Raw genomic sequence first — 24,640 nt, 5'->3', positions numbered from 1 at the left:
ATGGTCGTGCCAGTTCTGGAGGCCAGGGACCTGACGTTCCGCTGGCCGCGGGCCACGCGGGACTGCCTGGACATCGCCGCGCTGCGCGTCGAGCCGGGCGAGGCCGTGTTCCTGCGCGGTCCCAGCGGATCGGGCAAGAGCACGCTGCTGTCGCTGATCGCGGGCGTGCTCACGCCCCGCGGTGGGCGGCTGAAGCTGCTCGGCCACGAGCTGGCGGACTGCTCCGGCCGGCAGCGCGACCGGCTGCGTGCCGACCATGTCGGCTTCATCTTCCAGCAGTTCAACCTGCTGCCCTACCGCTCGGCGCTGGACAACGTGCTGCTGACCTGCGAGTTCTCGCGCCGCCGCGCGACGCTGGCCGGCCAGCCGCGGGAACGCGCGCGGGCGCTGCTGCGGCGCATGGGCCTGGGGCCCGAGCTGATCGCCCGGCGGGCGAGCGAGCTGTCCGTCGGCCAGCAGCAGCGCGTGGCCGCCGCGCGCGCGCTGATCGGCCATCCGGACCTGGTGATCGCCGACGAGCCGACCTCCGCGCTCGACGATGCGCACCGGGATGCCTTCATGGCCATCCTGCGCGAGGTCTGCGCGGAATCCGGCAGTGCGCTGCTCTTCGTCAGCCACGACACCCGGCTCGCCGCGCGCTTCCCGCGCTGCCTGGACCTGCCGGCGCTGCAGCGTGGTTCGGCGCGCATCGAGGAACGCATCGGGGAACGCGTCGGGGAGTCCGCCGCATGAAAGCCCTCCTCCGCCTCGCCGCGCAGAGCGCCTGGAACCGCCGTTTCGTGCTGTCGCTCGTGGTGCTGTCGATCGCGCTGTCGACCCTGCTGCTGCTCGGCATCGCGCGGCTGCGCGACGACGTCCGCAAGAACTTCGCGCAATCGGTCTCCGGCACCGACCTGATCGTCGGCGCCCGCACGGGCTCGGTCCAGCTGCTGCTGTATTCGGTCTTCCGCATCGGCGGCGCCACCAACAACATCCAGTGGCCCAGCGTGCAATCGCTGGCCAGGCTCCCCGGCGTGGACTGGGTCGTGCCGATCTCGCTCGGCGACTCGCACCGCGGCTTCCCGGTGGTCGCGACGACGGGGACTACTTCCGCCGCTTCCGATATGGCGACGCCCAGCCGTTGTCGCTGGCGGAAGGCCGCCCCTTCGACGACGCGCCCGTCGATCCGCATGGATCGAGCGTGACTGACGGAACGAACGGAACGAACGGGGCGAACGGAACGAACGGGGCGAGCGGGAGGAGCGGCTCGAATGGATCGAATGGACTGCCGCCCGATCTCTTCGGCGTGGTGCTCGGCGCCGACGTCGCAGCCTCGCTCGGCTACCGCATCGGCGACAAGGTCGTCCTCAGCCACGGTGACGGCGCGCTCGCGGCCAATGATCACGCCGACAAGCCCTTCCACGTCATCGGCGTGATGCGGCGCACCGGCACGCCGGTGGACCGCTCGCTGCACATCAGCCTCGCGGCGATGGAAGCCATCCACCTCGACTGGGTCGCCGGTGCGCCGATTCCCGGCCAGGCGGTCAGCCTGGACGCCCTCGCCTGGCAAGACCTGACCCCGCATCAGGTGACGGCCGCCCTGGTGGGCCTGAAGCGGCGCACGGCGGTGTTCTCGACCCAGCGGCGCATCAACGACTTCAGCGGCGAGCCGCTGATGGCCATCCTGCCCGGCGTCGCGCTGGATGAGCTGTGGGACGTGGTCGCGCTCGGCGAGCGCAGCCTGACGCTGATGAGCGCGCTGGTCGCGGCGGTGAGCCTGTGCGGGCTGGTCGCGGTCATCCTCGCCGGCCTCAACGAACGCCGTCGCGAGCTCGCGATCCTGCGTGCCGTCGGCGCCAATCCGGCGCGGATCTTCAGCCTGCTGGCGGTCGAAGGCATGCTGGTGACCGTCTGCGGCGTCGTGCTCGGCGCCGCGCTGTGCCTGCTGCTGATCGCCGGACTCGGGCCGTGGGTGCAGCTGCGCTTCGGCATCGGCCTCAGCGCCGGCCTGCCGTCCGCCTCCGAATGGCAATTGCTCGGCCTTGTCACCGCGCTCGGCTGGGCGGCCAGCCTGCTGCCGGGATGGCGTGCCTACGCGCTGTCGCTCAGCGACGGCCTCTCTCCGAAGGTCTGACATGACATCCGTTTCCCTTCGTATCGCCGCTGGCGCGGTCGCGGTCGCGGTCGCGCTTGCGATCACCTCGGCCCACGCGGCGCCGGCTGCGCAGCCTGAGGCCAAGGCAGCCAGTGGGCCGACATCGGCCTACCGCGACCTCACCTGGATCCAGCTCGTCCCGCCGGGCTGGGATCCGATGAAGCGGTTCCGCGACGTCGGCATCGGACGTCTGAGCGACAACAGCCCGCGCACCGCGGCACTGATGGCGGACCTGCGCGACGAGCTGGACAACGCGCCGCTGGTGGACACGCTGCAGGACACGCCGGTGCGCCTGCCCGGCTACGTCGTGCCGCTGCAGACCGATCGCGACGGCGTGCGCGAGTTCCTGCTCGTGCCCTACTTCGGCGCCTGCATCCACATGCCGCCGCCGCCCGCCAACCAGATCATCCTGGTGAAGCTGGCGCAGCCGGCGAAACAGCTGCGATCGATGGACACGGTGTGGGCCAGCGGCCTGATGCGGCTGGATCGGCAGCCCAGCGACATGGGCGTCAGCGGATATCGCCTCGACGCCGCGATCGTCGAGCCCTACCGGAACAAGCCGCGTTGATCGCGCCGGTCATGCGGTCCTGGCGAACCCCGCTGACGCTGCTCGCGCTGGCCGCCGTCGTCGCGATCGGGATCCCCGCGGGCATCGTGCTGAACCGGACCGATCCGTCCCGGGCGATCGCTTCCGCGCCGCTCGCGACCGATCCGCCGGCCGACGTGAAGGCCATCGCGTGGGCGGAGCTGATGCCGCCGGGATGGGATCCGCGGCCGCGGGTCGGTCGAGGCGAACAAGGCGGTCAAGGCGGTCAAGGCGGTCAAGGCGGCGGACCCGACGTCGCCCAGCTCGATGACAACGATCCCCTCGCGCGCCAGATGCTGAAAGACCTGCGGGACGCCTTCGACAACGCGCCGGTGCGACCGGAACTCGACGGCCGCCGCGTGCGCCTGCGCGGCTACGCGGTGCCGGTGGGCGTGGGATGGGGCGGCACCGACGAGTTCCTGCTGGTGCCGTCGTTCGGCGCCTGCATCCACAGCCCGCCGCCGCCGCCCAACCAGATCGTCTACGTGAAGACGCCCGCGAAGATCGAGGGCGTGCGCGCGATGTCCATCGTGACGGTCACCGGCACGCTGCAGGTCCACGCCCTCAGCTCGGCGCTCGCGACCAGCGGCTACCGCCTCGTGCCGGAGACGGTGCGCGTGGAGCGCTGAGGCCTCAGACCGCCCGGATCCTCGCCTTCGTCCCCTTCACGTCGCGCACGGGGGACGCCCCGAACATGCGGCCGTACTCCCGGGTGAACTGCGGCACGCTTTCATACCCCACCGCATAGGCGGCATCGCAGGCGGCGGCGTTCTCGGACAACATCATCCGGCGCGCCTCGATCAGGCGCAGCTGCTTCTGGAACTGGAGCGGCGACAGCGAGGTCACCGCCTTGAAGTGCTCGTGCAAGGTGGACGGGCTCATCGCCGCGGCCTCGGCGAGGCGCTCGATGCGCAGCGGCCTGGCGAACTCCGACCGGATGAGGGCCACCGCTTTCGACACCTGCCGGGAGCGGCTGTCCGACACGCCCAGATTCCGGATCGCCGGACCATGGCGGCCCGCCATGAGCCAGTAGTGCATCTCGCGCACCAGTTGCCGCTTGAGTACCGGCACGGCCGTCGGGCGATCCAGCAGCTCGAGCATGCGCAACGCCGTGGCGCTCACCTCGGGGTCCGTCGGATCGACGCGCACGGGCGTGCCGCGATCGCCTTCGGCCACGCTCATCTCGAGCGCCAGTTCCTGGATCAGCGACGGATCCAGGTCCAGCACGAGCGAGTAGTACGGCTCGACCAGCGTCGCCCCGGTGATCTGGCTGATGGTGGGCACGTCCGCGGTGATCAGCAACGAATCCCCGGCGCCGAAGTCGAAGGCGCGCGCGCCCATCATCACGCGCTTGTTGCCCTGCACCACGAGGGCGACCAGGGGCCGGGAGATCGCATACAGCAGCTCGCTCGGGCTCGTGGCGCGCAGGACGGTGAACCCGGGCAGCGGCGTCACGGCGACGCCCTGCGCATCGGCATAGAAATCGGCGTAGCGCCGGACGACGGGGAGCAACGACGTGGACATGCACGCACGGTAGCGATCACGTCCCGCGTCCGCAACGGGGCGCGGAGGATCGCGCAAGAAACGCCGATCTTCGAGCAAGCCGTGCCGGAGCGCGCCTTCACCGACCTCCGGCCGGTCCCCGGCAACCCGGGATCAGGCAAGAACTGGGGAAGGAACTGGCAACTGCGGGAGACGGGCCACAAGCACATTGGATGCCGTTCCGGCGCATCGCCGGAGCCGAGCGGCCCTTCCGCCGCGACCCCTTTTCATCCTCTCGGAGACTGACATGACTTCCATCGCTCTCGTGACCGGCGCCAGCCGCGGCCTGGGCCGCAACACCGCCCTCAGCATCGCGCGCCGCGGCGGCGACGTGATCCTCACCTACCGCAGCGGCGCCGCCGAGGCGCAACGCGTCGTCCAGGAGATCCAGGCACTGGGTCGCCAGGTCGTGGCGCTCCCGCTGGACGTCGCCGACGTCAACACGTTTGCCGGCTTCGCCGGGCAGGTCCGTGCCGCCTTGCGGGACACCTGGGGGCGCGGCGCCTTCGACCACCTCGTCAACAACGCCGGTCACGGCGCGATGGCCTCGTTCGCCGACACCACCGTGGCGGACTTCGACGCCCTGTTCAACGTCCACGTGAAAGGCGTGTTCTTCCTGACGCAGGCGCTGTTGCCGCTGATCGCCGACGGCGGCCGCATCGTGAACCTCTCGTCCGGGCTGACGCGCGTGACCTTCCCCGGCTTCTCGGCGTATTCGACGGCCAAGGGCGCCGTGGAGGTCCTGTCGGTGTGCCTGGCCAAGGAACTGGGCAGCCGCGGCATCGCCGTCAACACGGTGGCGCCGGGCGCCATCGAAACCGACTTCCTCGGCGGCGCGGTGCGCGACATGCCCGATCTCAACCAGCAGTTCGCGGGGATGACGGCACTGGGACGCGTCGGCGTTCCCGACGACATCGGTCCGATGATCGCCAGCCTGCTCACCGCCGACCACCGCTGGGTCAACGCGCAGCGGATCGAGGTGTCCGGCGGCCAGGTGATCTGACGGCGATCAGTACTCGTCGCCGCCCGGGCTGACGTAGCCCGGCGCCAGGTTCTCGAACTTGGTGTTCTGTCTCACGAAGGCCAGCTTCACCGTGCCCACCGGGCCGTTACGCTGCTTGGCGATGATGATCTCCGCGACACCCGGCTCCTTGCACTCGTCCTTGGTGTAGTACTCGTCGCGGTAGATGAACATGATGATGTCCGCGTCCTGCTCGATGGCGCCCGACTCGCGCAGGTCGGACATCATCGGCCGCTTGTCCGGACGCGTTTCCACCGAGCGGTTCAGCTGCGACAGCGCGATCACCGGGCAGCGCAGCTCCTTGGCCAGCGCCTTCAGTCCCCGCGAGATCTCGCCGACGACCGTCGCGCGGTTCTCTTCGCTGCCGCCGCCGTTGCCGCTCATCAGCTGCAGGTAGTCGATGATGATCAGGCCGATCTGGCCCGAGATGCGCGCCTGGCGCCGCGCTCTGGAACGCACCTCGCTGGGCGACAGGCCCGGGCTCTCGTCGATGTAGATCGGCGCGTTGCCGAGCTTGTCGACGGCCTCGGCCAGCCGGCCCCATTCGTCGTCCTTCAGGCGGCCGGTGCGCAGGTTGCTCTGGTCGATGCGGCCGATCGAGCCGACCATCCGCAGGGCCAGCTGCGCCGCGCCCATTTCCATCGAGTAGATGATGACCGGCAGGCCCTCGTTGATCGCCACGGCCTCGCCGATGTTGATCGCGAACGCGGTCTTGCCCATCGAGGGCGCGCCGCCAGCACGATCAGGTCGCCGCGCTGCAGGCCCGCCGTCATGCGGTCCAGGTCGAAGAAGCCGGTGCGCACGCCGGTGACGTCCTCGGCACCCTGCTCCGCCAGCTCGTTGACGCGGTCCATCAGCTCGACCATCAGCCGGTCCATGCTCTGGAAACCGGTGCCGCCGCGCGAGCCTTCCTCGTTGATGCGGAAGATCTTGCCCTCGGCCTCGTCCAGGATCTCGTTGACCGCGCGACCGGCGGGATTCAGCGCGGCGGTCGCGATCTCGTCCGAGGTCGCCACCAGCTTGCGCAGGATCGCGCGCTCACGGACGATCTCGGCGTAACGACGCAGGTTGGCCGCGCTCGGCACGCCTTGCGCCAGCGCGTTCAGGTAGGCCAGTCCGCCGCATTCCTCGGCCTTGCCGAGCGAGGTCAGCTCCTCGAACACCGTCACCACGTCCGCCGGCTTGCCGCCGTTGATCAGCTTGCCGATCGCGGCGTAGACCTGCTTGTGCTCGTAGCGGTAGAAATCGGAGTCGCTGAGCGTGTCCGCCGCCTTGTCCCAGGCGGTGTTGTCGATCAGCAGGCCGCCGAGCACGCTCTGCTCGGCTTCCACCGAGTTGGGCGGCACGCGCAGTCGCGCGATCTCGCTGTCGCTGGCACTGGATCCGGGCGTGGTGAAGATCGCGGACATTGTGGACAAGCCTGTGGATGAGCTTTTGATAGCTTGTGGAGCGAGCGGGATAACTCAACCCCGGAAAAGCAGAAAGCCGACGGCTTCGCAGCTGTCGGCTTTCTTGTTCTGCCTTGATCATGTCAGGCCCAAGGGCCTGGCGGGGTCAGGGCATGTCCGGAGGGCGCGCGGAGCGCCCAAGCCGGACGTTCGAGCAATTACTCGATCTCGGCGACGACCTTCACGGTCACTTCCACCACCACGTCGGTGTGCGGAGCAACGTGGATCGGGAACTCGCCGACGGTCTTCAGCGGACCGTTGGGCAGACGCACTTGCGACTTGACGATGGCCGTGCCGGCCTTGGTCAGCGCTTCGGCGATGTCGGCGTTGGTCACGGAACCGAACAGACGACCGTCGACGCCGGCCTTCTGCGAGATCGTCACGGTGTTGCCGTTGATCTTCTCGCCCAGGGCTTGTGCGGCGGCCAGCTTCTCGGCGGCGACCTTCTCGAGTTCGGCGCGCTTGGCTTCGAATTCCTTGATGGCCGATTCCGTGGCGCGGCGCGCCTGGCGGGTCGGGATCAGGAAATTGCGGGCATAGCCGTCCTTGACCTTGACGACATCGCCGAGGTTACCCAGGTTGGCCACTTTTTCCAGCAGGATGACTTGCATGGGTGGACTCCTTAGACCTTGTGCTGGTCGCTGTACGGCAGCAGGGCCAGGAAGCGGGCGCGCTTGATGCACACCGACAGCTGACGCTGGAAGAAGGCGCGCGTGCCGGTCAGGCGGGCGGGCACGATCTTGCCGTTTTCACCGATGAAGTCGCGCAGGACGTCGACGTCCTTGTAGTCGATCTGCTCAACACCGGCGACGGTGAAGCGGCAGAAACGCTTGCGGCGGAACAGCAGCGATTGTTGGTTGCGCTTGGGCTTGCGGTCCTTCGAGAACCGACCTTTACCACGTGGCGGGGGCATAGTGAACTCCTGCTATCTATCCAGATTTAAACGATCTGCGCGATCGGTCCGTCCCGTTCAGTCGGCGAAACCGGTGATGTGAAACACCGTGCCTCGCCCCTGCCGCTGTGCCGAGAGAAATCCGGTGAACACCGTCTTCTCCGTCAGGCCCAGCGCCTGGACCCGCTTCACGACTTCACCGATCGCCACCGCCTTGATCTCCATCGCGACTTTGCGCGTGGAGCCGGCTTCATCGACCATGGACTCGTGCTTGAGCATCAGGTCCAGGGCCGGCAGCCCGGCGGGGGTGTATCGGATCGCCGCGATCTCGAGGATCTGCGCCTGCAGCACCAGTCGGTTCATGCGAGCGGGAAAGATCCGTGAGTCAGCAGGTCAGGAATTCGGGAACGTCAGTGACCGCGCTTGTCAGCTCAGGCGGACGCTTCTTGCGGGGCCTTGCGGGCTTCTTCGCGCTCGACGGCCTTCATCATCACCGACGGGTTCGTCTCGGCCTTGTCCTTGACGACGGTCAGGTGACGCAGCACGGCGTCGTTGAAGCGGAAACCGGTCTCGATTTCAGCCAGGATTTCCTTGCTGCATTCGATGTTCAGGCACAGGTAATGCGCCTTGGCCAGCTTCTGGATCATGTAGGCCAGCTGACGGCGGCCCCAGTCTTCCACGCGATGAACCTTGCCACCACCGTTGGTGACCAGGCCCTTGTAGCGCTCCAGCATCGCCGGAACTTGTTCGCTTTGATCCGGATGGATCAGCAGAACGATTTCATAATGACGCATACGAACTCCTTATGGATTTCGACGACCTCCGGCGCGGTGGTCCTGGTCCAGCGTTGAAGCCATCCCAGGAACCGGCCCTTGGCCTGAAAGCCGGACCCCAGCGTCTACTCGTGGGCCCGGCAAGGGGAATCGCGGATTCTAGACGACTTTGGCGTCCTGCGTCCACTCCCCCGACCGGGCCTCGGCCAGGGGGCAGGCCAGACCTCAGGGCGCAGCGCCGGTCACCCGGGCCTGGAGCGCGCGGGCGGTCGCCGACGGGGGCGGCGTCAGCAGGCTCACCGCGACCAGTGCGGCGACGCCCGCCGGCAGTCCGAACAACGCCGCGGCCATCGGCTGGATGCCCCACCACAGCTGGGGGTCGCCACCGATGCCCACCGCCTGGCGCAAGCCCGCGTGCGCGTTCACCATGTAGTACAGCGTCATGCCGAGTCCGGCGAGCATGCCGGCGGCGGCGCCCTGCTTGTTGGCGCGCTTCCAGAAGATGCCGGCCACCAGCGCCGGCACCAGCGTGGACCCCGACAGCGAGAACGCCGCCGACACCAGCAGCAGGATGTCCGCCGGCTTCTGCGCGGCCACGGCCGCGGCGGTCAGCGCGGTCGCCAGCAGCAGCGCCTTGGAGATCGTCACCCGCTGCGTCATCGAGGCGCGCGGATTCATGACGCGGTAGTAGACGTCGTGGGAGAGCGCGCTGGAGATCGTCAGCAGCAGCCCGTCCGCCGTCGACAGCGCCGCGGCCAGCGCGCCGGCGGCCACCATCGCGGAGAGCACGTACGGCAGGCCGGCGAGCTCGGGCGTCATCAGCATGACGATGTCGCCGCCCAGGCGAAGCTCGCCCAGCTGCAGGATGCCGTCCTGGTTGATGTCCTGGATGTTCAGCAGACCCGGATCGACCCGCATCCACTGCTTCATCCAGCCCGGCAGCTCCGCGATCGGCGAGCCGACCAGGTGGTGCAGCACCTCGTGCTTGAGCATCACCGCCAGCGCCGGGGCGAACAGGTAGAGCAGCGCGATGAAGAACAGCGTCCAGGCCACGGAGCGGCGCGCCTCCGCCACCGTGGGCACCGTGTAGTAGCGGGTCAGGATGTGCGGCAGGCCGGCGGTGCCGACCATCAGCACCAGCACCAGCGCCAGGAAGTTGCGGCGCGCCAGCGTGTAGGCCTCCTGCTCGGCAGGCGTGCCGTCGGGATCGCCGGCGAAGGGCAACGCGTGCGGCGGCATGCCGGCCAGCGGCTCGGCGCGCTGGCGGTTGAAAGCGACGGCGCGCTGCCAGAGGTCGCGCGCCTCGGCCTCGGTGCGCGGCAACGCGGCGCGCACCTTCTCCGCCGCCTGGATCTGCGCGAGCGGCGCCTCCTCGAACTTCAGCTGGGCGATGACCTGCGAGACACGCTGACGCTCGGCATCGAGCGAGTGCGGCAACCCGGCGACGAGCTGCTCGAAGTCCTTGGCGCGCTGCTCATAGAGCCCGCGGACCTGCAGCTCCTTGGGGTCGTGGAGCAGTTGCTGCTCGCGGACGGTGATCTCGCGGATCTCGGTGCCCGCGGTGAACTGCGGCAGCGGCGACCCCGTCTGTATCGTCGACAGCCACATCACCGGCACCACGTAGGCCACGATCATGATGATGTACTGCGCCACCTGGGTCCACGTCACGGCCCGCATGCCGCCGAGGAAGGAACACACCAGCACGCCGCCGAGACCGACGAACAGCCCGATCTCGAAGGTCAGTCCCGTCAGGCGCGTCGTGATCAGGCCGATCGCGTAGATCTGCGCGACGAGGTAGATGAACGACACCAGCACCGCCGCCGCGGCGCCCATCACCCGCAGGCCTCGGCTCTCGAAACGCGCGCCGAGGAAGTCGGGCACCGTGAAGCCGCCGAAGCGGCGCAGGTAAGGCGCGAGCAGCAGCGCCACCAGGCAGAAGCCGCCCGTCCAGCCGAGCACGAACGCCAACCCGCCGTAACCGGCGAGGTACAGGCTGCCCGCCATGCCGAGGAAACTCGCCGCGCTCATCCAGTCGGCGCCGGCAGCCATGCCGTTGTAGAAAGCCGGGACGCGGCGGCCGGCCACGTAGTACTCGACCGGATCCGTGGTGCGGCTGAACACGCCGATGCCGGCGTAGATCAGCACCGTCAGCAGCAGGAACGAGAACCCCAGCCACTGCTTGGGCATGCCCATCCGCTCCAGCACACCCAGCACGCCGACCAGCAGCACGAAGCCGATCGTGTAGGCACCGTAGATGCGGTGGAGCCGGCGGCGGAACGCGGCGTCTGGCGGAGGAGTCGACATGGGGGCGGATCATCGCCCCCTTGCGGTGCGGGCGCATCCACAACTTCCCCCGGGGCGTGTCGGCGACCGCCCGCCTGCTTGGGCCGCAGCGTTGGCCGCCATGGCGTGGGGCCCCGGACGCAAGGTCCGAAACCCCACGCCATGCCGTCCCCAACCACTGCCGTCCTTTCACGGTTTTGCGACCGAGGACGGCAATGAAAACGGCCCCGCAGGGCCGTCGTGAGGTGCTGCGCGAGGGCTCAGCGCTTCGCGAGACGCTGCCAGGTCTCGACCACCGAGTCCGGGTTCAGGGACAACGAAGCAATGCCTTCGGCAGCCAACCATTCGGCAAAGTCCGGATGATCGCTGGGACCCTGACCGCAGATGCCGATGTACTTGCCCGTGGCGCGGCACGCCGCAATGGCACGCGAGATGAGCGCCTTGACCGCCGCATCACGTTCGTCGAAGTCGCCAGACAGGAGCTCCAGGCCCGAGTCGCGGTCCAGCCCCAGCGTCAGCTGCGTCAGGTCGTTCGAGCCGATCGACATGCCGTCGAAATGCTCCAGGAACTGCTCGGCCAGGATGGCGTTGCTCGGGACCTCGCACATCATGATGACGCGCAGGCCGTCCTGCCCGCCGTTGGCCGCGCGCTTCAGGCCGCGTTCCGCCAGCATCTCCACGACCTTCTGCGCCTGCTTCACCGTGCGCACGAAGGGCACCATGATCTCGACGTTGGTCAGGCCCATGTCGTTGCGCACCCGCTTGAGCGCCTCGCATTCCATCGCGAACGCATCCTGGAACTCGCCCGAGATGTAGCGCGATGCACCGCGGAAGCCCAGCATCGGGTTCTCTTCGTCCGGCTCGTAGCGCGAGCCGCCGATCAGCTTGCGGTACTCGTTGCTCTTGAAGTCGGACAGACGCACGATGACCGGCTGCGGCCAGAAGGCGGCGGCAATCGTCGCGATGCCTTCAGCCAGCTTGTCGACATAGAACGCGCGCGGCGACGCATGGCCACGGGCCACCGACTCGACCGCCTTCTTCAGGTCGTTGTCGATGTTCGGATAGTCCAGGATCGCCTTCGGGTGGACACCGATGTTGTTGTTGATGATGAACTCGAGCCGCGCCAGGCCGACGCCGCTGTTGGGCATCTGCGAGAAGTTGAAGGCCAGCTGCGGATTGCCGACGTTCATCATGATCTTCACCGGGCTGTAGGGCATCTCGCCGCGGTGGACTTCGCTGACTTCGGTCTCGAGCAGGCCGTCGTAGATGAACCCGGTGTCGCCCTCGGAGCAGACCACCGTCACCAGTTGGCCGTCCTTGAGCTTGTCGGTCGCGTCGCCGCAGCCGACCACCGCCGGGATGCCCAGTTCACGCGCGATGATCGCCGCGTGGCAGGTGCGGCCGCCGCGGTTGGTCACGATGGCGCTGGCGCGCTTCATGACCGGTTCCCAGTTCGGGTCGGTCATGTCGGTGACCAGCACGTCGCCGGGCTGGACGCGTTCCATTTCAGCGACGCTGTCGACCAGGCGCACCGGGCCCGTGCCGATCTTCTGGCCGATCGCGCGACCCTCGGCCAGCACGGTGCCGGAACCCTTGAGCTTGAAGCGCTGCTCGACCTGACCCTCGGCCTGGCTCTTCACCGTCTCCGGACGCGCCTGCAGGATGTAGAGCTGACCGTCGTTGCCGTCCTTGCCCCACTCGATGTCCATCGGGCGGCCGTAATGCTGCTCGATGATCACCGCGTACTTGGCCAGCTGGACGACGTCCTCGTCGGTCAGCGAGTAGCGGTTGCGCTGCTCGACCTCGACGTCGACGGTCTTGACCAGCTTGCCGCTCGCCGCCTTTTCCTCGGGCGTCGAGAAGGTCATCTGGATCAGCTTGGAACCCAGGTTGCGGCGGATCAGCGCGAACTTGCCGCGCTGCAGCGCCGGCTTGTGGACGTAGAACTCGTCGGGGTTGACGGCGCCCTGCACCACCGTCTCGCCCAGGCCGTAGCTGGAGGTGATGAAGACGACGTCCTTGAAGCCGGACTCGGTGTCGATGGTGAACATGACGCCGGCGGCGCCGAGGTCGGAGCGCACCATGCGCTGCACGCCGGCGGACAGGGCCACGTCGCTGTGCGCGAAGCCCTTGTGGACGCGGTAGCTGATCGCGCGGTCGTTGTAGAGCGACGCGAAGACTTCCTTCATCTTGTGCAGCACGTCCTCGATGCCGACGACGTTCAGGAAGGTCTCCTGCTGGCCGGCGAAGGAGGCGTCGGGCAGGTCTTCCGCGGTGGCGGACGAACGCACGGCGAAGGAGGCGTCCGGGTTGTCGGCGGTCAGGCCGGCGAACGAGGCGCGGATCGCCGCTTCCAGGTCGGCCGGGAAGGGCTGCGCTTCCAGCCAGCCGCGGATTTCGGCGCCGGCCGCGGCCAGCGCGCGGACGTCGTCGGTGTTGAGGTCGGCCAGGCGCTTCTGGATGCGGACATCCAGGCCTTCATGCTTGAGGAACTCGCGGAAGGCATGCGCCGTGGTGGCGAAGCCGCCGGGCACGCGCACGCCGGTTTCGGCCAGCTGCGAGATCATTTCGCCGAGCGAGGCGTTCTTGCCGCCCACCGACTCGACGTCGGTCATCCTCAGTTTCTCGAAGGGTACGACCAGGGCGGTCGCCTCGAAGCGTGCATCAGACATGGGAAAACTCCGTGATGTTGAGAAACCGGGGCTCCCCGCGCACTCCCGAGCAGGCCGATCGCGTCGGCGGCTTCGAGGGAGACAGGCATGACGCGGCGCACGACAGGTGTTGTCGATTCTTGTGGGCGGCGCGAAGCAGCGTTCATGCGGCGTTCAATGCGATGGGCAGGGGCAAGTTGCGGACGATTCTAGTGGGTCGCCGATCTATGATGTAAGCCCCCGTTCGGGGCCGGGCCGAGGCGAAACAACGGCCGAACTTCCCGCTTCGGCATGCGGCATGCCCGCTCCGGCGAAGGCTCCAGGTTCAATGCCCGGCACGATTCAAAGGCCCCCATGACCCAGCACACCGTCTTCTTCGTTTCGGATGGCACCGGCATCACCGCCGAAACCTTCGGTAACTCCATCCTGGCGCAGTTCTCGGTGAAGGCCCGCCACGTGCGCCGCCCCTTCATCGACAGCGGCGAGAAGGCCCGCCAATTGGTCCAGGAGATCAACGAGACCGGCGAACGCGAGGGCGTGCGCCCCATCGTGTTCGCGACGCTGGTGAACCGCGAGGTGCTCAACGTCGTGCGCCAGGAGTGTCAAGGCCTCGTGATGGACATGTTCGGCACCTTCATCGCGCCGCTGGAGGACGAGTTCCGGATCAAGTCCAGCCACCGCGTGGGCCGCTTCTCCGACGTGGCCAAGAGCCAGGAGTACCACGACCGGATCGAGGCGATCAATTTCTCGCTGGCGCACGACGACGGGCAGTCGGCGCGCAACCTCGATTCGGCGGACGTGATCCTGGTCGGGGTCAGCCGTTGCGGCAAGACGCCGACCTCGCTGTACCTGGCGATGCAGCACGGCATCAAGGCCGCCAACTACCCGCTGATCCCCGAGGACTTCGATCGCGGCCACCTGCCCTCGCTGCTGATCCCGCACAAGAAGAAGTGCTTCGGCCTGACGATCGATCCGGAGCGCCTGGCGCAGGTGCGCAACGAGCGCCGTCCCGGCAGCAAGTACGCCGACCTCATGAACTGCCATTACGAGGTGCGCGAGGCCGAGACGATGATGAAGAAGGCCGGCATCAACTGGCTGTCGTCGACGCACAAGTCGATCGAGGAGATCGCCACGACGATCCTGCGCGACATCCGTCCTGATCGCCTGATGTACTGAGCCCCTTCCCGACCGATGCCAGCGAGCGCGCTCGCCCTGGTCGTCGCGGCGGCGTTGATCCACGCGCTGTGGAACTTCGCCGCCAAGAAGGCGCAGGGCAACCATCATTTCGCCTGCATGACCGCCGTCGGCGTCACGCTGCTGTGGCTGCCGGTGGTCGTCGTCGTCGGGTTCGACGACCTGCCCGGATGGGGCTGGCAGGCGTGGACCGCCGTGATCGCCAGCGCGGTCGTGCACCTCGCCTATTTCAACGCCCTGCTCGCCGGTTACCGCGCGGCGGACATGACCATCGTCTATCCCGTCGCGCGCGGCAGCGGGCCGCTGCTGTCGTCGCTGGTGGCGGTGGTGCTGCTGGGCGAGCACCTCGGGCTGGGCGGCGGACTCGGACTCGCGGGCGTGGTCGGCGGGATCCTGCTGATGGCGGCGGGGCCGACGTTCTTCGCCAAGGGCGCGACCCGCGATCCGGCGCTGCATCGCAAGCGCCAGATGGGCATCGCCTGGGGCGCGCTCACCGGCGCGACGATCGCGGCCTACAGCGTCATCGACGGCTATGCGGTGAAGGTGCTGGCGCTGTCGCCGATCCTCTACGACTACCTCTGCAACCTGCTGCGCGTGCCGGTGAGCCTTCCCGCCGTGCTGCGCGATCGCGCCGGTTTCCTGCCCGCGCTGCGCCGGCAATGGAAGCATGCGCTGGTGGTGGCCGTCGGGGCGCCGTCGGCCTACATCCTGGTGCTCTACGCGATGAAGCTCGCGCCGCTGTCGCGCGTCGCGCCGGCGCGGGAGCTGTCGATGCTGTTCGCCGCGCTGATCGGCGGACAGTTGTTCGGTGAAGGCGAGCGCGGATGGCGCATCGCCGGCGCGGTGTTCATCGCGCTGGGCGTCGCGGCGCTCGCGATGGCGCACTGACCGCCTCGAGCGGGCCGCATCCCGCCCATTGCGAGCGGCGTGCCGTCAGCCCAGCCTGCGACGCGCGCTTTCGTACAGGCAGATCGAGGCCGCGCTGGCCACGTTGAGCGACTCTTCCCCGCCGGGCTGCGGGATGCCGACACGCAGCGCGCAGCGCTGCATCAGCGCCTGGGCGACGCCCTGCCCTTCGTGGCCCATGACCCAGGCACACGGGTTCGGGAGATCGGCTTGATGCAGCAGCGCATCGGCGTGCGAGCTCGTCGCCAGCAGCGGCACCTTCAGCGCGTCGAGGTCCTCGACGCTCAGTCCTTCCACCAGATTCAGCCCGAAGTGCGCGCCCATGCCGGCGCGCAGCACCTTCGGCGACCACAGCGCCGCCGTGCCCTTGAGCGCCAGCACCTGACGGAAGCCCAGGGCCCCGGCGCTGCGCAGGATCGTGCCGACGTTGCCCGCGTCCTGCAGCCGGTCCAGCACGACCGAGTCGGCCTTCGCGTCGATGCGCGGCTGCGTCGGCAGCGCCAGTTCGAAACCGATCTGCGCCGGCGACTCCAGGCCCGACACCGTCTTGAACAACTCGGGCGACACGACCAGCACCTTGGGCGCCACGTCGGCGAGCGCATGCAGCGCCTCGTCCGCCGCGGCCGCATCGGTGATCAGCGCCAGCGACGGCTTCACACCGCGTTGCACCGCCGCGCGGGCCAGGTGGTCGCCCTCGAGCCAGACGCCGCCCAGCTTGCGATAGGCGCCGCCGTCCTGCGCCAGCTTGCGCAGGCGCTGCAGGTTCGGGTTGTCTCGCGCGGTGATGGACTGCCAGCTCATGCGATGCGTGCTTCAGGAAGTTCCAGCGTGCGCACCGGCGCGAAGCTCTGCCGGTGCCACACGGTCGCGCCGTGCACGCGCAGCGCGTCCAGGTGCTCTTTCGTGCCGTAGCCCTTGTGGCTGTCGAAGCCGTATTCCGGATGCTGCTCGTGCATCTGCAGGCAGAAGCGGTCGCGGTGCACCTTGGCCAGGATGGACGCGGCCGAGATCGCCGGCACGAGCGCATCGCCCTTGACGATGGCCTCGGCCGGGATGCGCAGCACCGGCAGCCGGTTGCCGTCGACCTGCACGTGCGCGGGCTTGAGCCGCAGGCCCTCGACCGCGCGGCGCATCGCCAGCATCGTCGCCTGCAGGATGTTGATGCGGTCGATCTCCTCGACCGTCGCTTCCGCGATGCAGAAGCACAGCGCCTTGGCGCGGATCTCGTCGAACAGTTGCTCGCGCTTCTTCTCGCTGAGCACCTTCGAGTCGTTCAGCCCCTTGATCGGGTTCTGGTCGTCGAGGATCACCGCCGCGGCGACCACAGGACCCGCGAGCGGGCCGCGGCCCGCTTCGTCCACGCCGCACAGCAGCCCCTCGCGGACCCACTCGAGGCCGAGTTGCGCCGGAAGCTCAGGCGCCGAGGATTTTCGCGATCGCATCGCCGGCCCTTTGCGCGGTGTTGCAGCGCAGCTGTTGGTGGATCTCGAGGAAGCGCTCGCGCAGCCGCTCCCGGCGCGGCGCATCGTCCAGCCAGGCCAGGCCCTCGCGGGCGATGCGCTCGCCGGTGCAATCGTCCTGCAGGCATTCGGGCACCAGCGTCTCGCGCGCGAGCACGTTCGGCAGCCCCACCCACGGCAGCAGCGCCTTGCCCTTCATCCGCCACGCGTTGAACCAGTGCAGCTTGTAGGCGATCACCATCGGCCGCTTCAGCAGCGCCGCTTCCAGCGTCGCGGTGCCGCTGGCGACCAGCGTCAGGTCGCAGGCGGCGAGCGCGTCCTGCGCGCGGCCGTCGACCAGCGTCATCGGCAGGCCCTGGCCATGCTGCGCCATCAGCGCCTCGACCATCGGACGCAGTCCCGGGGCGATCGGGATGACGAAGCGCAGCGCCGGACGCGCCTGGTGCATGCGTCGGGCCGCGTCCAGCAGCGGCGGGCCGATGTAGTCCAGCTCGCTGCGGCGACTGCCGGGCAGGATGGCGACGATCGTGTCGGCCTCCCCGAAGCCCAGGTCGCGTCGCGCTTCCTCGCGCGGCGGCTCGAACGGGATCTGGTCCGCCAGCGGGTGGCCGACGTAGGTCGACGGGATGCCGGCCTTCTCCAGGATCGCAGGCTCGAACGGGAACAGGCACAGCACGTGGTCCGCGCTGCGCTTGATGGTCTGCACGCGCTCCGCGCGCCAGGCCCAGATCGACGGGCAGACGAAGTGGACCGTCTTGATGCCGGCCTCGCGCAGGCGCTGTTCCAGGCCGAAGTTGAAGTCGGGCGCGTCGACGCCGACGAAGACCGACGGCCGCTCGGCGATCAGGCGGTCGCCGAGCTGGCGCCGGATCGCGAGCAGTTCGCGGATGTTCTTGATGGCGTCCCAGTAGCCGAAGATCGACAGCTTGTGGCTGGGCCACCAGGCGTCGAAGCCCTGCGCCTGCATCTTCGGGCCGCCGATGCCGGCCGAACTCAGCTCAGGCCAGCGCGCCTTCAGGCCCTGCAGCAGCAGGCTGGCGAGCAGGTCTCCGGAGGCCTCGCCGGCCACCAGGCCCAGTCGAGGATCCGTGGAACTCATGTCGGTCGTCCGGGCCGATCAGCGGACGAGGCCGCGCTTGGCGCCCGCCAGGAAGTCCAGCATCAGCTGGATGTCACGGATCGACTCCGCGTCCTGGCCCTGCTGGAGCGCTTCGATGTTGGCCACGGACTGCTCCAGCGTCGTGCCGTCGCGGAACAGCAGCTTGTGCAGCTGGCGGATCACGCCGATCCGGTCGTTGCTGAAGCCGCGGCGGCGCAGGCCGGTCAGGTTGACCGCGCGAACGCCCAGCGGGTTGCCGTCGACCGTCATGTAGGGCGCGACGTCCTGCGCCACATGGCCCTGGAAGCCGATCATCGCGTGCGCGCCGACGTGCACGAACTGATGGACGCCGGTCAGGCCGCCGATCGTCGCCCAGTCGCCGACGTGCACGTGGCCGGCCAGCGTCGCGTTGTTGGCCAGCACGCAGTGGTCGCCGACGATGACGTCATGCGCCAGGTGCACGTAGGCCATGATCCAGTTGTCGGAGCCGACGCGCGTGACGCCCTGTTCCTTGAACGTGCCGGTGTTGAAGGTGCAGAACTCGCGGATCGTGTTGCGGTCGCCGATGACGAGCTCCGTCACCTCGCCGCCGTGGCTCATGTCCTGCGGCATCGCGCCGATCGACGCGAACTGGAAGATGGCGTTGTCGCGACCGATCGTGGTCCTGCCCTCGATCACGGTGTGAGGACCGACGCGGGTGCCCGCGCCGATGCGCACCTCGGGGCCGACCACCGCGTACGGGCCGACCTGGACGGTGTCGTCGAGCGCGGCCTTCGGGTCGACGATCGCGGTGGGATGGATCTGGGCCATGGGCGTCCGGATTCAGCGGCGGTTCAGCAAGGGGGTCGTCGGGAGAGCCAGCAGAGGCTCAGCAGTCGAGCTTGCGCATCGTGCACATCAGGCCGGCCTCGGCCACGATGTCGGTGCCGACCAGCGCCTTGGCGCCGAACTTGTAGATGCCGGCCTTGGCGCGGTCCAGCGTGACCTCGAGGATCAGCTGATCGCCCGGTTCGACCGGACGCTTGAAGCGCGCGCCGTCGATGCCGGCGAAGTAGACGACGTGGTTCTCGTCCAGCGTGAAGTCGTAGCTCTCGACCGCCAGCAGCGTCGCGGCCTGCGCCAGCGCTTCCAGGATCAGCACGCCCGGCATCACCGGACGGTGCGGGAAGTGCCCCTGGAAGAAGGGCTCGTTGATGCTGACGTTCTTGATCGCGCGGATGCGCACGCCCTTCTCCACTTCCAGGACTCGGTCCACCAGCAGGATGGGATAGCGGTGCGGCAGCTTCTCGAGGATGCCGTGGATGTCGATGCGGGTCGTCTCAGTCATGTCGTCTTCTTTTCCAGGGCACGCACGCGCTGGCGCAGCTCATAGAGCCCGCGCAGGGCGGCGGCGTTCTTCTGCCACGATGCGGCATCCTCGAAGGGCCACATGCCGGCATAGGCGCCGGGCTTGTCGATGCTGTTGCTGATGTTGGCCGTCGGGCCGATCTGCACGCCGTCGGTGATGCGGATGTGCCCGTTGATGCGCGCCGCGCCGGCCACGATGCAGTTGGCGCCGATCTCGGCGCTGCCGGCGATCGCCGTCGCACCGGCGATCGCCGTGCCCTTGCCGATCTTCACGTTGTGCGCGATCTGCACCAGGTTGTCGATGATGACGCCGTCGGCGATCACCGTGTCGCCCAGCGCGCCGCGGTCCACGCAGGTGTTGGCGCCGATCTCGACCCCGTCGCCGATGCGCACCGCGCCGAGCTGCTCGATCTTGACCCACTCGACACCGGGCGTGCCGTCCGCGCGCTTGGCCGGCGCGAAGCCGAAACCGTCCGCGCCGATCACGACGCCGCTGTGCAGCATCGAGCGCTCGCCGATCACGCAGTCATGGCCGAACACCACGTGCGGCGCCAGCCGCGTGTGCGCGCCGATGCGGGCGTCCTGCTCGACGATCGTGTGCGCACCGATGCGCACGCCGTCGCCCAGCACCGCGCCGGATTCGATCACCGCATGCGGGCCGACCTCGACGCCCCGGCCGATCACCGCATCCGCCGCGACCGTCGCGGTCGGATGGATGGCCGGCGTCACGCGCGGCTTGCGCATGTTCGCGGCCCACCACTGGGTCAGCCGCGCGAAGTAGAGGTAGGGATCCGGCGCCACGATGCAGCACGCGGTCGTGCCGGCGCCCTGGCGGGCCGCGGCGGCGTCCGCCAGCTTGGGCGACACGATCACGCAGGCCGCCTGCGTCGTCGCCAGCTGCGCTTCGTATTTGGGATTCGAGAGGAAGGAGATCGCGTCCGCGCCGGCATCTTCCAGCGGCGCGATCGCGCGGATCGCCGTCTCGGACGCACCAACAAGATCGCCGCCCAAGGCGGCGATCAGATCGGAGACCAGGACCTGCTTCGTGGTCACTTTGGGCGTCACTTCTGACCGTTGAGCGCGTCGATCACCTTCTTCGTGATGTCCACGCGGGGGCTGGCATGAATCGCGTCCTGAACGATCAGATCGTACTTCTCCTGCTCGAAGATCTGCTTGATGACCTTGTTGGCCTTCTCGATCACGGCGGAGAGTTCCTCGTTCTTGCGCTGGGCGACGTCCTCGTTGAACTCGCGGCGCTTGCGCTGCAGGTCGCGGTCCTGCTCGATCAGTTCGCGCTGGCGGCGGCCGCGCTCGGCCTCGCTCAGTGCCGGGCTGTCCTTGTCGAGCTTCTCGGCCGCGCCGCGCAGCTTGGTTTCCAGCTCGACCAGCGCCTTCTCGCGCCGGCTGAACTCGGCCTGCAGCTTCGTCTCCGCCGCCTTGGCCAAGTTGGTCTCGCGCAGGATCCGCTCGCTGTTGACGTAGCCGATCTTGACTTCCTGGGCTTGCGCGCCCAGGCTCGCCGCGCCCGCCAGAAGGACGGTGGCGACGATCTGCGACAGCTTGCTCTTCATCAGAATGCAGTCCCGATCTGGAATTGGAATCGCTCGATTCTATCCGTGGGCTTCTTGCGGATCGGCGAACCGTAACTCAGCCGCAGCGGACCCATCGGCGACAGCCAGCTGATGCCCGCGCCCGCCGACGCGCGCACGCTGCCGAAGTCGAGCTTCTCGTCCTGGCCCCACACGTTGCCGGCGTCCAGGAACGCGAACAGGCGGAAGCTCTTGTCATTGCCCGAGCCGGGCACCGGCACGTAAAACTCGGTGTTCAGGTTGAACTTGCGGTTGCCGCCGGTGTAGGAGCCGGTCACGTCGACCGGGCCCAGGGTGCCGGGCTCGAACACCCGCACCGACCCCAGGCCGCCGCCGTAGAAGTTCTTGAAGATCGGATACGGCCGGCCGCTGAGGCCCTTGCCGTAGGCGAATTCGCCGTTGACCATCAGCGAGAACTTGCGACCCAGCGGGAAGAACTCCTGGTACTGCAGGTTGGCGATCGTGTAGCGCGAATCGCCGACGGGGCTCAGTTCCAGGTTCACGCGCTTCATCGCGCCGGCGGTCGGCGTGATCACGGAGTCGCGGTTGTCCTTCTTCCAGCCGATCGTCAGCGGGATCGACATCGCCGACGCGCCGAACTGCTCGCGGAACAGCCAGTAGCTGTTGGGCAGGCCGGTGCGCGTCGTGATGCGCGTCGTCTCGTAGCCGATGCCGAAGAACACCGTGTCGTCCTCGGAGAACGGCACGCCGAACTTGACCGACCCGCCGTACGAGGCGAACTCGTATTCCTCGCCGAGGTTGTTGATCGGCTTGACGGTCCGGTAGAACACGTCGATCGCGCGGGACACGCCGTCGACGGTGAAGTACGGGTCCACCGTCGTGACGCCCAGCGAACGGCCGGTGCTGGCGGTATTCACCTGGATGCCCAGGTAGTTGCCGGAGCCGAACACGTTCTCCTGCGAGATCGAGCCCGACAGCGACAGCTTGCTCGCGCTGGAGTAGCCGGCGCCGATCTGGATGTTGCCGGTCGGACGTTCGGTGACCGTCAGCGTGACGTCGACCTGGTCGGGCGAACCCGGGACCTCGGTCGTGTCGATCGTGACGTCCTTGAAGTAGCCCAGGCGCTCGACACGGTCGCGCGAGGCCTTGATGCGGGCGCCGTCGTACCACGACGATTCGAACTGGCGGAACTCGCGGCGGATCACTTCGTCCCGCGTGCGGGTGTTGCCCGAGACCAGCACGCGGCGCACGTAGACGCGACGCTGCGGTTCGCCGACCAGCGTCACCGTGACCTGGCCGGTCGCGCGGTCGATCTCCGGGCGGCTCTCGACCCGCGCGAAGGCGTAGCCGAAGGTGCCGTAGAGGTCCTGGAAGTTGCGCGTGGTCTGCGCCACCGCCTCGCCGTTGTACGGCTGGCCGGGCTTGAGCGCGATCAGGCGCTTGAACTCCTCGTCGCGACCCATGAAGTCGCCTTCGAGCTTGATCCCGTTGACCGTGTACGGCTGGCCTTCGCTGACCGTGATCGCGATGCTGATGCTCTGCTTGTCCGGCGAGATCGTGACCTGCGTGGACTCGACGTTGAACTCGAGGTAGCCGCGGTTCAGGTAGTACGAGCGGATCGTTTCCAGGTCCGCGTTCAGCTTGGCGCGCGAGTAGCGGTCGGTCTTCGTGTACCAGGTCAGCCAGCCCGAGGTGGTCTGCTCCAGCAGCCCCGTCAGCGTGCCTTCGCTGAAGACCTTGTTGCCCAGGATGCGGATCTCGGCGATCTTGGCCGGCTCGCCTTCCGTCACCGAGAAGCTGACGTTGACGCGGTTGCGCTCGATCGGGGTGATGGTGGTCGTGACCTCGGCACCGTACAGCGAGCGGGTCAGGTATTGACGCTTCAGTTCCTGCTCGGCGCGGTCGGCCAGCGCCTTGTCGAAGGGCTTGCCTTCGCCGATGCCGACGTCCTTCAGCGACTTGGTCAGCGCCTCGGTGTCGAACTCCTTGAGGCCGACGAAACCGACGTTGGCGATGATCGGACGTTCCTCGATCACGATGACGACGGCATCGGTGTCGAGGTTGATGCGGACGTCCTTGAACAGGCCGGTCGCGAACAGCGCGCGCAGCGCGGCGGCGCCCTTCTCATCGTTGTAGGTGTCGCCGATGCGGAACGGCAGCGCCGCGAACACCGTCCCCGGGTCGGTCCGCTGAAGGCCCTCGACGCGGATGTCCTTGAGTACGAACGGTTCGGCGGCCCAGGCGGAACCGGCTTGCAGCGCGGTGGCCAGCACCGCCAGTTGGATCACGTGGGGGCGCAAGGCGTCGGGCAGGAATCGGGGCATGCGGAAGCTTCAGTGCAGACCCAGCGTGCGGGTCAGATCGTTGAAAAGGGCCAGGCTCATCATCAGCAGCACGACGGCAATGCCTGCGCGTTGCAGCTGCTTGTGCCACCACTCAGAGACAGGGCGGCCGCTCAAACCCTCGAAAAGATAATACATCAGGTGTCCGCCATCGAGCATCGGCAGCGGCAGCAGGTTCAGCACGCCGAGGCTCACGCTGACGGCGGCGAGGAAGCTCAGGAATGCGGTCAATCCGAGGCTGGCCGACTGGTCCGCCGCCTTGGCGATCGTGATGGGCCCGCTGAGGTTCTTTACCGAAGCTTCACCGACCAACATCCGACCCAGTGTCTTCACCGTCAGCGCGCTGAGTTCCCAGGTGCGGGTCAGGCCTTGCCGCACCGATTCGACGGGGCCGTAGTGCACCATGACCGTGGACGGGCGGGCATCGAAACCCGCACCGATGCGGGCCACGCGCTGGTCGCCGTTGACCTCGACGCGCGGCGTGACCACGCGCTCCAGCGACTGTCCGTCGCGACGCACGAGCACGCGCAAGGGCTCCGGCTGCCCGTCGACGACGGCGCGGCGCACGCGCTGGATGAACCAGGCGACGTCCGGCACCGGCTCGTCGTTGACGCGCAGCACGCGGTCGCCGGGCAGCAGGCCCGCGGCCTGCGCGGGCTCGCCGTCGACCATGCGGCCCAGCACCGGCTCGACGAAGACGCCGCCCAGCCCGATCCGGCCCATCGTCTTCTCGTCGAAGTCGCGGGTCTCCAGCGTGTCGGTGTCCAGGCGCACCGTCCGACGACCGTGACCCGCCGCGTCGCTGACGCTGATCAGCAGCGGCTGCCGGTCCGCGACGGACTGCGCCAGCTGCCAGCCGAAGTCCGGCATCGACCGGATGTCCTCCCAGTCCTGGCCGTCGTGGGACCACGCCTGCACCCAGTCGCCGGCGCGCAGGCCGGCGCGTTCGGCCAGTCCGCCGGCCGCCGGGGAGCCGAGCAGCGCCTTGGGCTCTTCGCGGCCGATCCAGCCGACGACCGCGAACAGCAGCACCGCCAGGATCAGGTTGGCCGCGGGACCCGCCGCGACGATCGCCGCACGCTGCCACAGCGTCTTGCGGTTGAAGGCCTGCGATTGCTGGTCCGGCGCCACCGGGCCGTCGCTCTCGTCGAGCATGCGGACGTAGCCGCCGAGCGGGATCGCGCTGAGCGTGAACTCGGTGCTGTCGGGCGACCGGCGCCGGCGCAGCAGCACGCGGCCGAAGCCCACCGAGAAGCGCAGCACCTTGACGCCGCAGGCGCGGGCCACGCGGTAGTGGCCCCACTCGTGGATGACGATGAGGATGCCCAGCGTGACGAGGAAATAGAGGACTTGGGAAAGCATCGCGGGGCGTCCTGGATCGAGGTCTGGGCGGGGCGGCGGTCGTCGACCGG

22 protein-coding genes and 2 pseudogenes are annotated in these 24,640 nt (G+C 68.4%); 7 read left to right on the top strand and 17 right to left on the bottom strand.

Going from position 1 to position 24,640, the window contains the following annotated elements:
• The 4 genes and pseudogenes from ACQ86G_RS15490 (at position 1) to ACQ86G_RS15475 (ending at position 3,349) form a co-directional block, all read left to right on the top strand.
• Positions 1–732: an ABC transporter ATP-binding protein gene (locus tag ACQ86G_RS15490; protein WP_431256180.1), complete on the top strand. Its 732-nt coding sequence runs from the start codon at positions 1–3 to the stop codon at positions 730–732.
• Positions 729–2,113, top strand: a pseudogene (locus ACQ86G_RS15485) (ABC transporter permease). The gene ACQ86G_RS15490 and the pseudogene ACQ86G_RS15485 overlap by 4 nt, the downstream one beginning before the upstream one ends.
• Before the next feature lies 1 nt (position 2,114).
• The gene (locus tag ACQ86G_RS15480) at positions 2,115–2,702 is read left to right on the top strand and encodes a DUF3299 domain-containing protein (RefSeq protein WP_431256179.1); all 588 of its coding nucleotides are present in this window, start codon (positions 2,115–2,117) and stop codon (positions 2,700–2,702) included.
• Positions 2,703–2,713: 11 nt separating this feature from the next.
• Entirely contained in the window at positions 2,714–3,349 is a 636-nt protein-coding gene (locus ACQ86G_RS15475; protein ID WP_431256178.1) for a DUF3299 domain-containing protein, read from the top strand.
• Between the two features lie 4 nt (positions 3,350–3,353).
• Here the strand turns inward: ACQ86G_RS15475 and ACQ86G_RS15470 are convergent, their stop codons facing one another.
• Positions 3,354–4,244, bottom strand: a complete 891-nt coding sequence (locus ACQ86G_RS15470; RefSeq protein WP_431256177.1) for an AraC family transcriptional regulator N-terminal domain-containing protein — start codon at positions 4,242–4,244, stop codon at positions 3,354–3,356.
• A gap of 265 nt (positions 4,245–4,509) precedes the next feature.
• Between ACQ86G_RS15470 and ACQ86G_RS15465 the strand changes: the two genes are divergently transcribed.
• Positions 4,510–5,265, top strand: a complete 756-nt coding sequence (locus ACQ86G_RS15465) for an SDR family NAD(P)-dependent oxidoreductase (RefSeq protein ID WP_431256176.1) — start codon at positions 4,510–4,512, stop codon at positions 5,263–5,265.
• A gap of 6 nt (positions 5,266–5,271) precedes the next feature.
• On the opposite strand, the pseudogene dnaB reads toward ACQ86G_RS15465, so the two are convergent.
• The 7 genes and pseudogenes from dnaB to ppsA form a co-directional block, all read right to left on the bottom strand.
• Positions 5,272–6,692 (bottom strand): annotated as a pseudogene (dnaB, locus tag ACQ86G_RS15460) (replicative DNA helicase).
• Positions 6,693–6,889: 197 nt separating this feature from the next.
• Positions 6,890–7,342 carry a 50S ribosomal protein L9 gene (gene rplI / locus ACQ86G_RS15455; RefSeq protein ID WP_431256175.1) on the bottom strand — a complete coding sequence of 151 codons (453 nt, stop codon included), beginning with the start codon at positions 7,340–7,342 and terminating at the stop codon, positions 6,890–6,892.
• 11 nt (positions 7,343–7,353) lie between these two features.
• Positions 7,354–7,644, bottom strand: coding sequence for a 30S ribosomal protein S18 (rpsR, locus tag ACQ86G_RS15450; protein WP_088403615.1), 291 nt, complete (start codon positions 7,642–7,644; stop codon positions 7,354–7,356).
• Between the two features lie 57 nt (positions 7,645–7,701).
• Positions 7,702–7,986 carry a primosomal replication protein N gene (gene priB, locus ACQ86G_RS15445; RefSeq protein WP_067275440.1) on the bottom strand — a complete coding sequence of 95 codons (285 nt, stop codon included), beginning with the start codon at positions 7,984–7,986 and terminating at the stop codon, positions 7,702–7,704.
• 68 nt (positions 7,987–8,054) lie between these two features.
• Positions 8,055–8,417 carry a 30S ribosomal protein S6 gene (gene rpsF / locus ACQ86G_RS15440; RefSeq protein WP_067062529.1) on the bottom strand — a complete coding sequence of 121 codons (363 nt, stop codon included), beginning with the start codon at positions 8,415–8,417 and terminating at the stop codon, positions 8,055–8,057.
• 204 nt (positions 8,418–8,621) lie between these two features.
• The gene (locus ACQ86G_RS15435) at positions 8,622–10,700 is read right to left on the bottom strand and encodes a sodium:solute symporter family protein (RefSeq protein ID WP_431256174.1); all 2,079 of its coding nucleotides are present in this window, start codon (positions 10,698–10,700) and stop codon (positions 8,622–8,624) included.
• A gap of 239 nt (positions 10,701–10,939) precedes the next feature.
• The gene (gene ppsA, locus ACQ86G_RS15430; protein ID WP_431256173.1) at positions 10,940–13,351 is read right to left on the bottom strand and encodes a phosphoenolpyruvate synthase; all 2,412 of its coding nucleotides are present in this window, start codon (positions 13,349–13,351) and stop codon (positions 10,940–10,942) included.
• A 333-nt stretch (positions 13,352–13,684) separates the two neighbouring features.
• Here ppsA and ppsR point away from each other — a divergent pair, with 333 nt between their 5' ends.
• A complete protein-coding gene (gene ppsR, locus ACQ86G_RS15425) occupies positions 13,685–14,506 on the top strand; it encodes a posphoenolpyruvate synthetase regulatory kinase/phosphorylase PpsR (protein ID WP_431256172.1) in 822 nt (273 codons plus the stop codon).
• A gap of 15 nt (positions 14,507–14,521) precedes the next feature.
• Positions 14,522–15,412 (top strand): EamA family transporter, encoded by an 891-nt coding sequence (locus ACQ86G_RS15420; protein WP_431256171.1) that lies wholly within the window; start codon positions 14,522–14,524, stop codon positions 15,410–15,412.
• Between the two features lie 45 nt (positions 15,413–15,457).
• Here ACQ86G_RS15420 and ACQ86G_RS15415 read toward each other — a convergent pair whose 3' ends face one another.
• Genes ACQ86G_RS15415 through rseP form a run of 9 tightly spaced genes read right to left on the bottom strand, consistent with a single transcriptional unit; the run spans position 15,458 to position 24,590 of the window.
• The gene (locus ACQ86G_RS15415) at positions 15,458–16,231 is read right to left on the bottom strand and encodes a TrmH family RNA methyltransferase (RefSeq protein ID WP_431256170.1); all 774 of its coding nucleotides are present in this window, start codon (positions 16,229–16,231) and stop codon (positions 15,458–15,460) included.
• Positions 16,228–16,872: a ribonuclease HII gene (gene rnhB / locus ACQ86G_RS15410; protein ID WP_431256169.1), complete on the bottom strand. Its 645-nt coding sequence runs from the start codon at positions 16,870–16,872 to the stop codon at positions 16,228–16,230. Before rnhB ends, ACQ86G_RS15415 begins: the two co-directional genes overlap by 4 nt.
• Positions 16,844–17,989 (bottom strand): lipid-A-disaccharide synthase, encoded by a 1,146-nt coding sequence (gene lpxB / locus ACQ86G_RS15405; RefSeq protein WP_431256168.1) that lies wholly within the window; start codon positions 17,987–17,989, stop codon positions 16,844–16,846. Before lpxB ends, rnhB begins: the two co-directional genes overlap by 29 nt.
• A gap of 18 nt (positions 17,990–18,007) precedes the next feature.
• Positions 18,008–18,799: an acyl-ACP--UDP-N-acetylglucosamine O-acyltransferase gene (gene lpxA, locus ACQ86G_RS15400; protein WP_431256167.1), complete on the bottom strand. Its 792-nt coding sequence runs from the start codon at positions 18,797–18,799 to the stop codon at positions 18,008–18,010.
• A gap of 58 nt (positions 18,800–18,857) precedes the next feature.
• Positions 18,858–19,316, bottom strand: coding sequence for a 3-hydroxyacyl-ACP dehydratase FabZ (gene fabZ, locus ACQ86G_RS15395; RefSeq protein WP_088403604.1), 459 nt, complete (start codon positions 19,314–19,316; stop codon positions 18,858–18,860).
• The gene (gene lpxD / locus ACQ86G_RS15390) at positions 19,313–20,389 is read right to left on the bottom strand and encodes a UDP-3-O-(3-hydroxymyristoyl)glucosamine N-acyltransferase (RefSeq protein ID WP_431256166.1); all 1,077 of its coding nucleotides are present in this window, start codon (positions 20,387–20,389) and stop codon (positions 19,313–19,315) included. Before lpxD ends, fabZ begins: the two co-directional genes overlap by 4 nt.
• A gap of 8 nt (positions 20,390–20,397) precedes the next feature.
• Positions 20,398–20,907 carry an OmpH family outer membrane protein gene (locus ACQ86G_RS15385; protein ID WP_297525927.1) on the bottom strand — a complete coding sequence of 170 codons (510 nt, stop codon included), beginning with the start codon at positions 20,905–20,907 and terminating at the stop codon, positions 20,398–20,400.
• Positions 20,907–23,186: an outer membrane protein assembly factor BamA gene (bamA, locus tag ACQ86G_RS15380; protein WP_431261414.1), complete on the bottom strand. Its 2,280-nt coding sequence runs from the start codon at positions 23,184–23,186 to the stop codon at positions 20,907–20,909. Before bamA ends, ACQ86G_RS15385 begins: the two co-directional genes overlap by 1 nt.
• Positions 23,187–23,219: 33 nt before the next feature.
• Positions 23,220–24,590, bottom strand: coding sequence for an RIP metalloprotease RseP (rseP, locus tag ACQ86G_RS15375; RefSeq protein ID WP_431256165.1), 1,371 nt, complete (start codon positions 24,588–24,590; stop codon positions 23,220–23,222).
• Positions 24,591–24,640: the final 50 nt, after the last annotated feature.

This window comes from Roseateles chitinivorans (assembly GCF_050632145.1).
In the GTDB taxonomy this organism is placed as follows: Bacteria; Pseudomonadota; Gammaproteobacteria; order Burkholderiales; family Burkholderiaceae_C; genus Roseateles; species Roseateles chitinivorans_B.
Note: the sequence above shows the minus strand (reverse complement) of the source record. Positions and strands in the feature narration are given on the sequence as shown.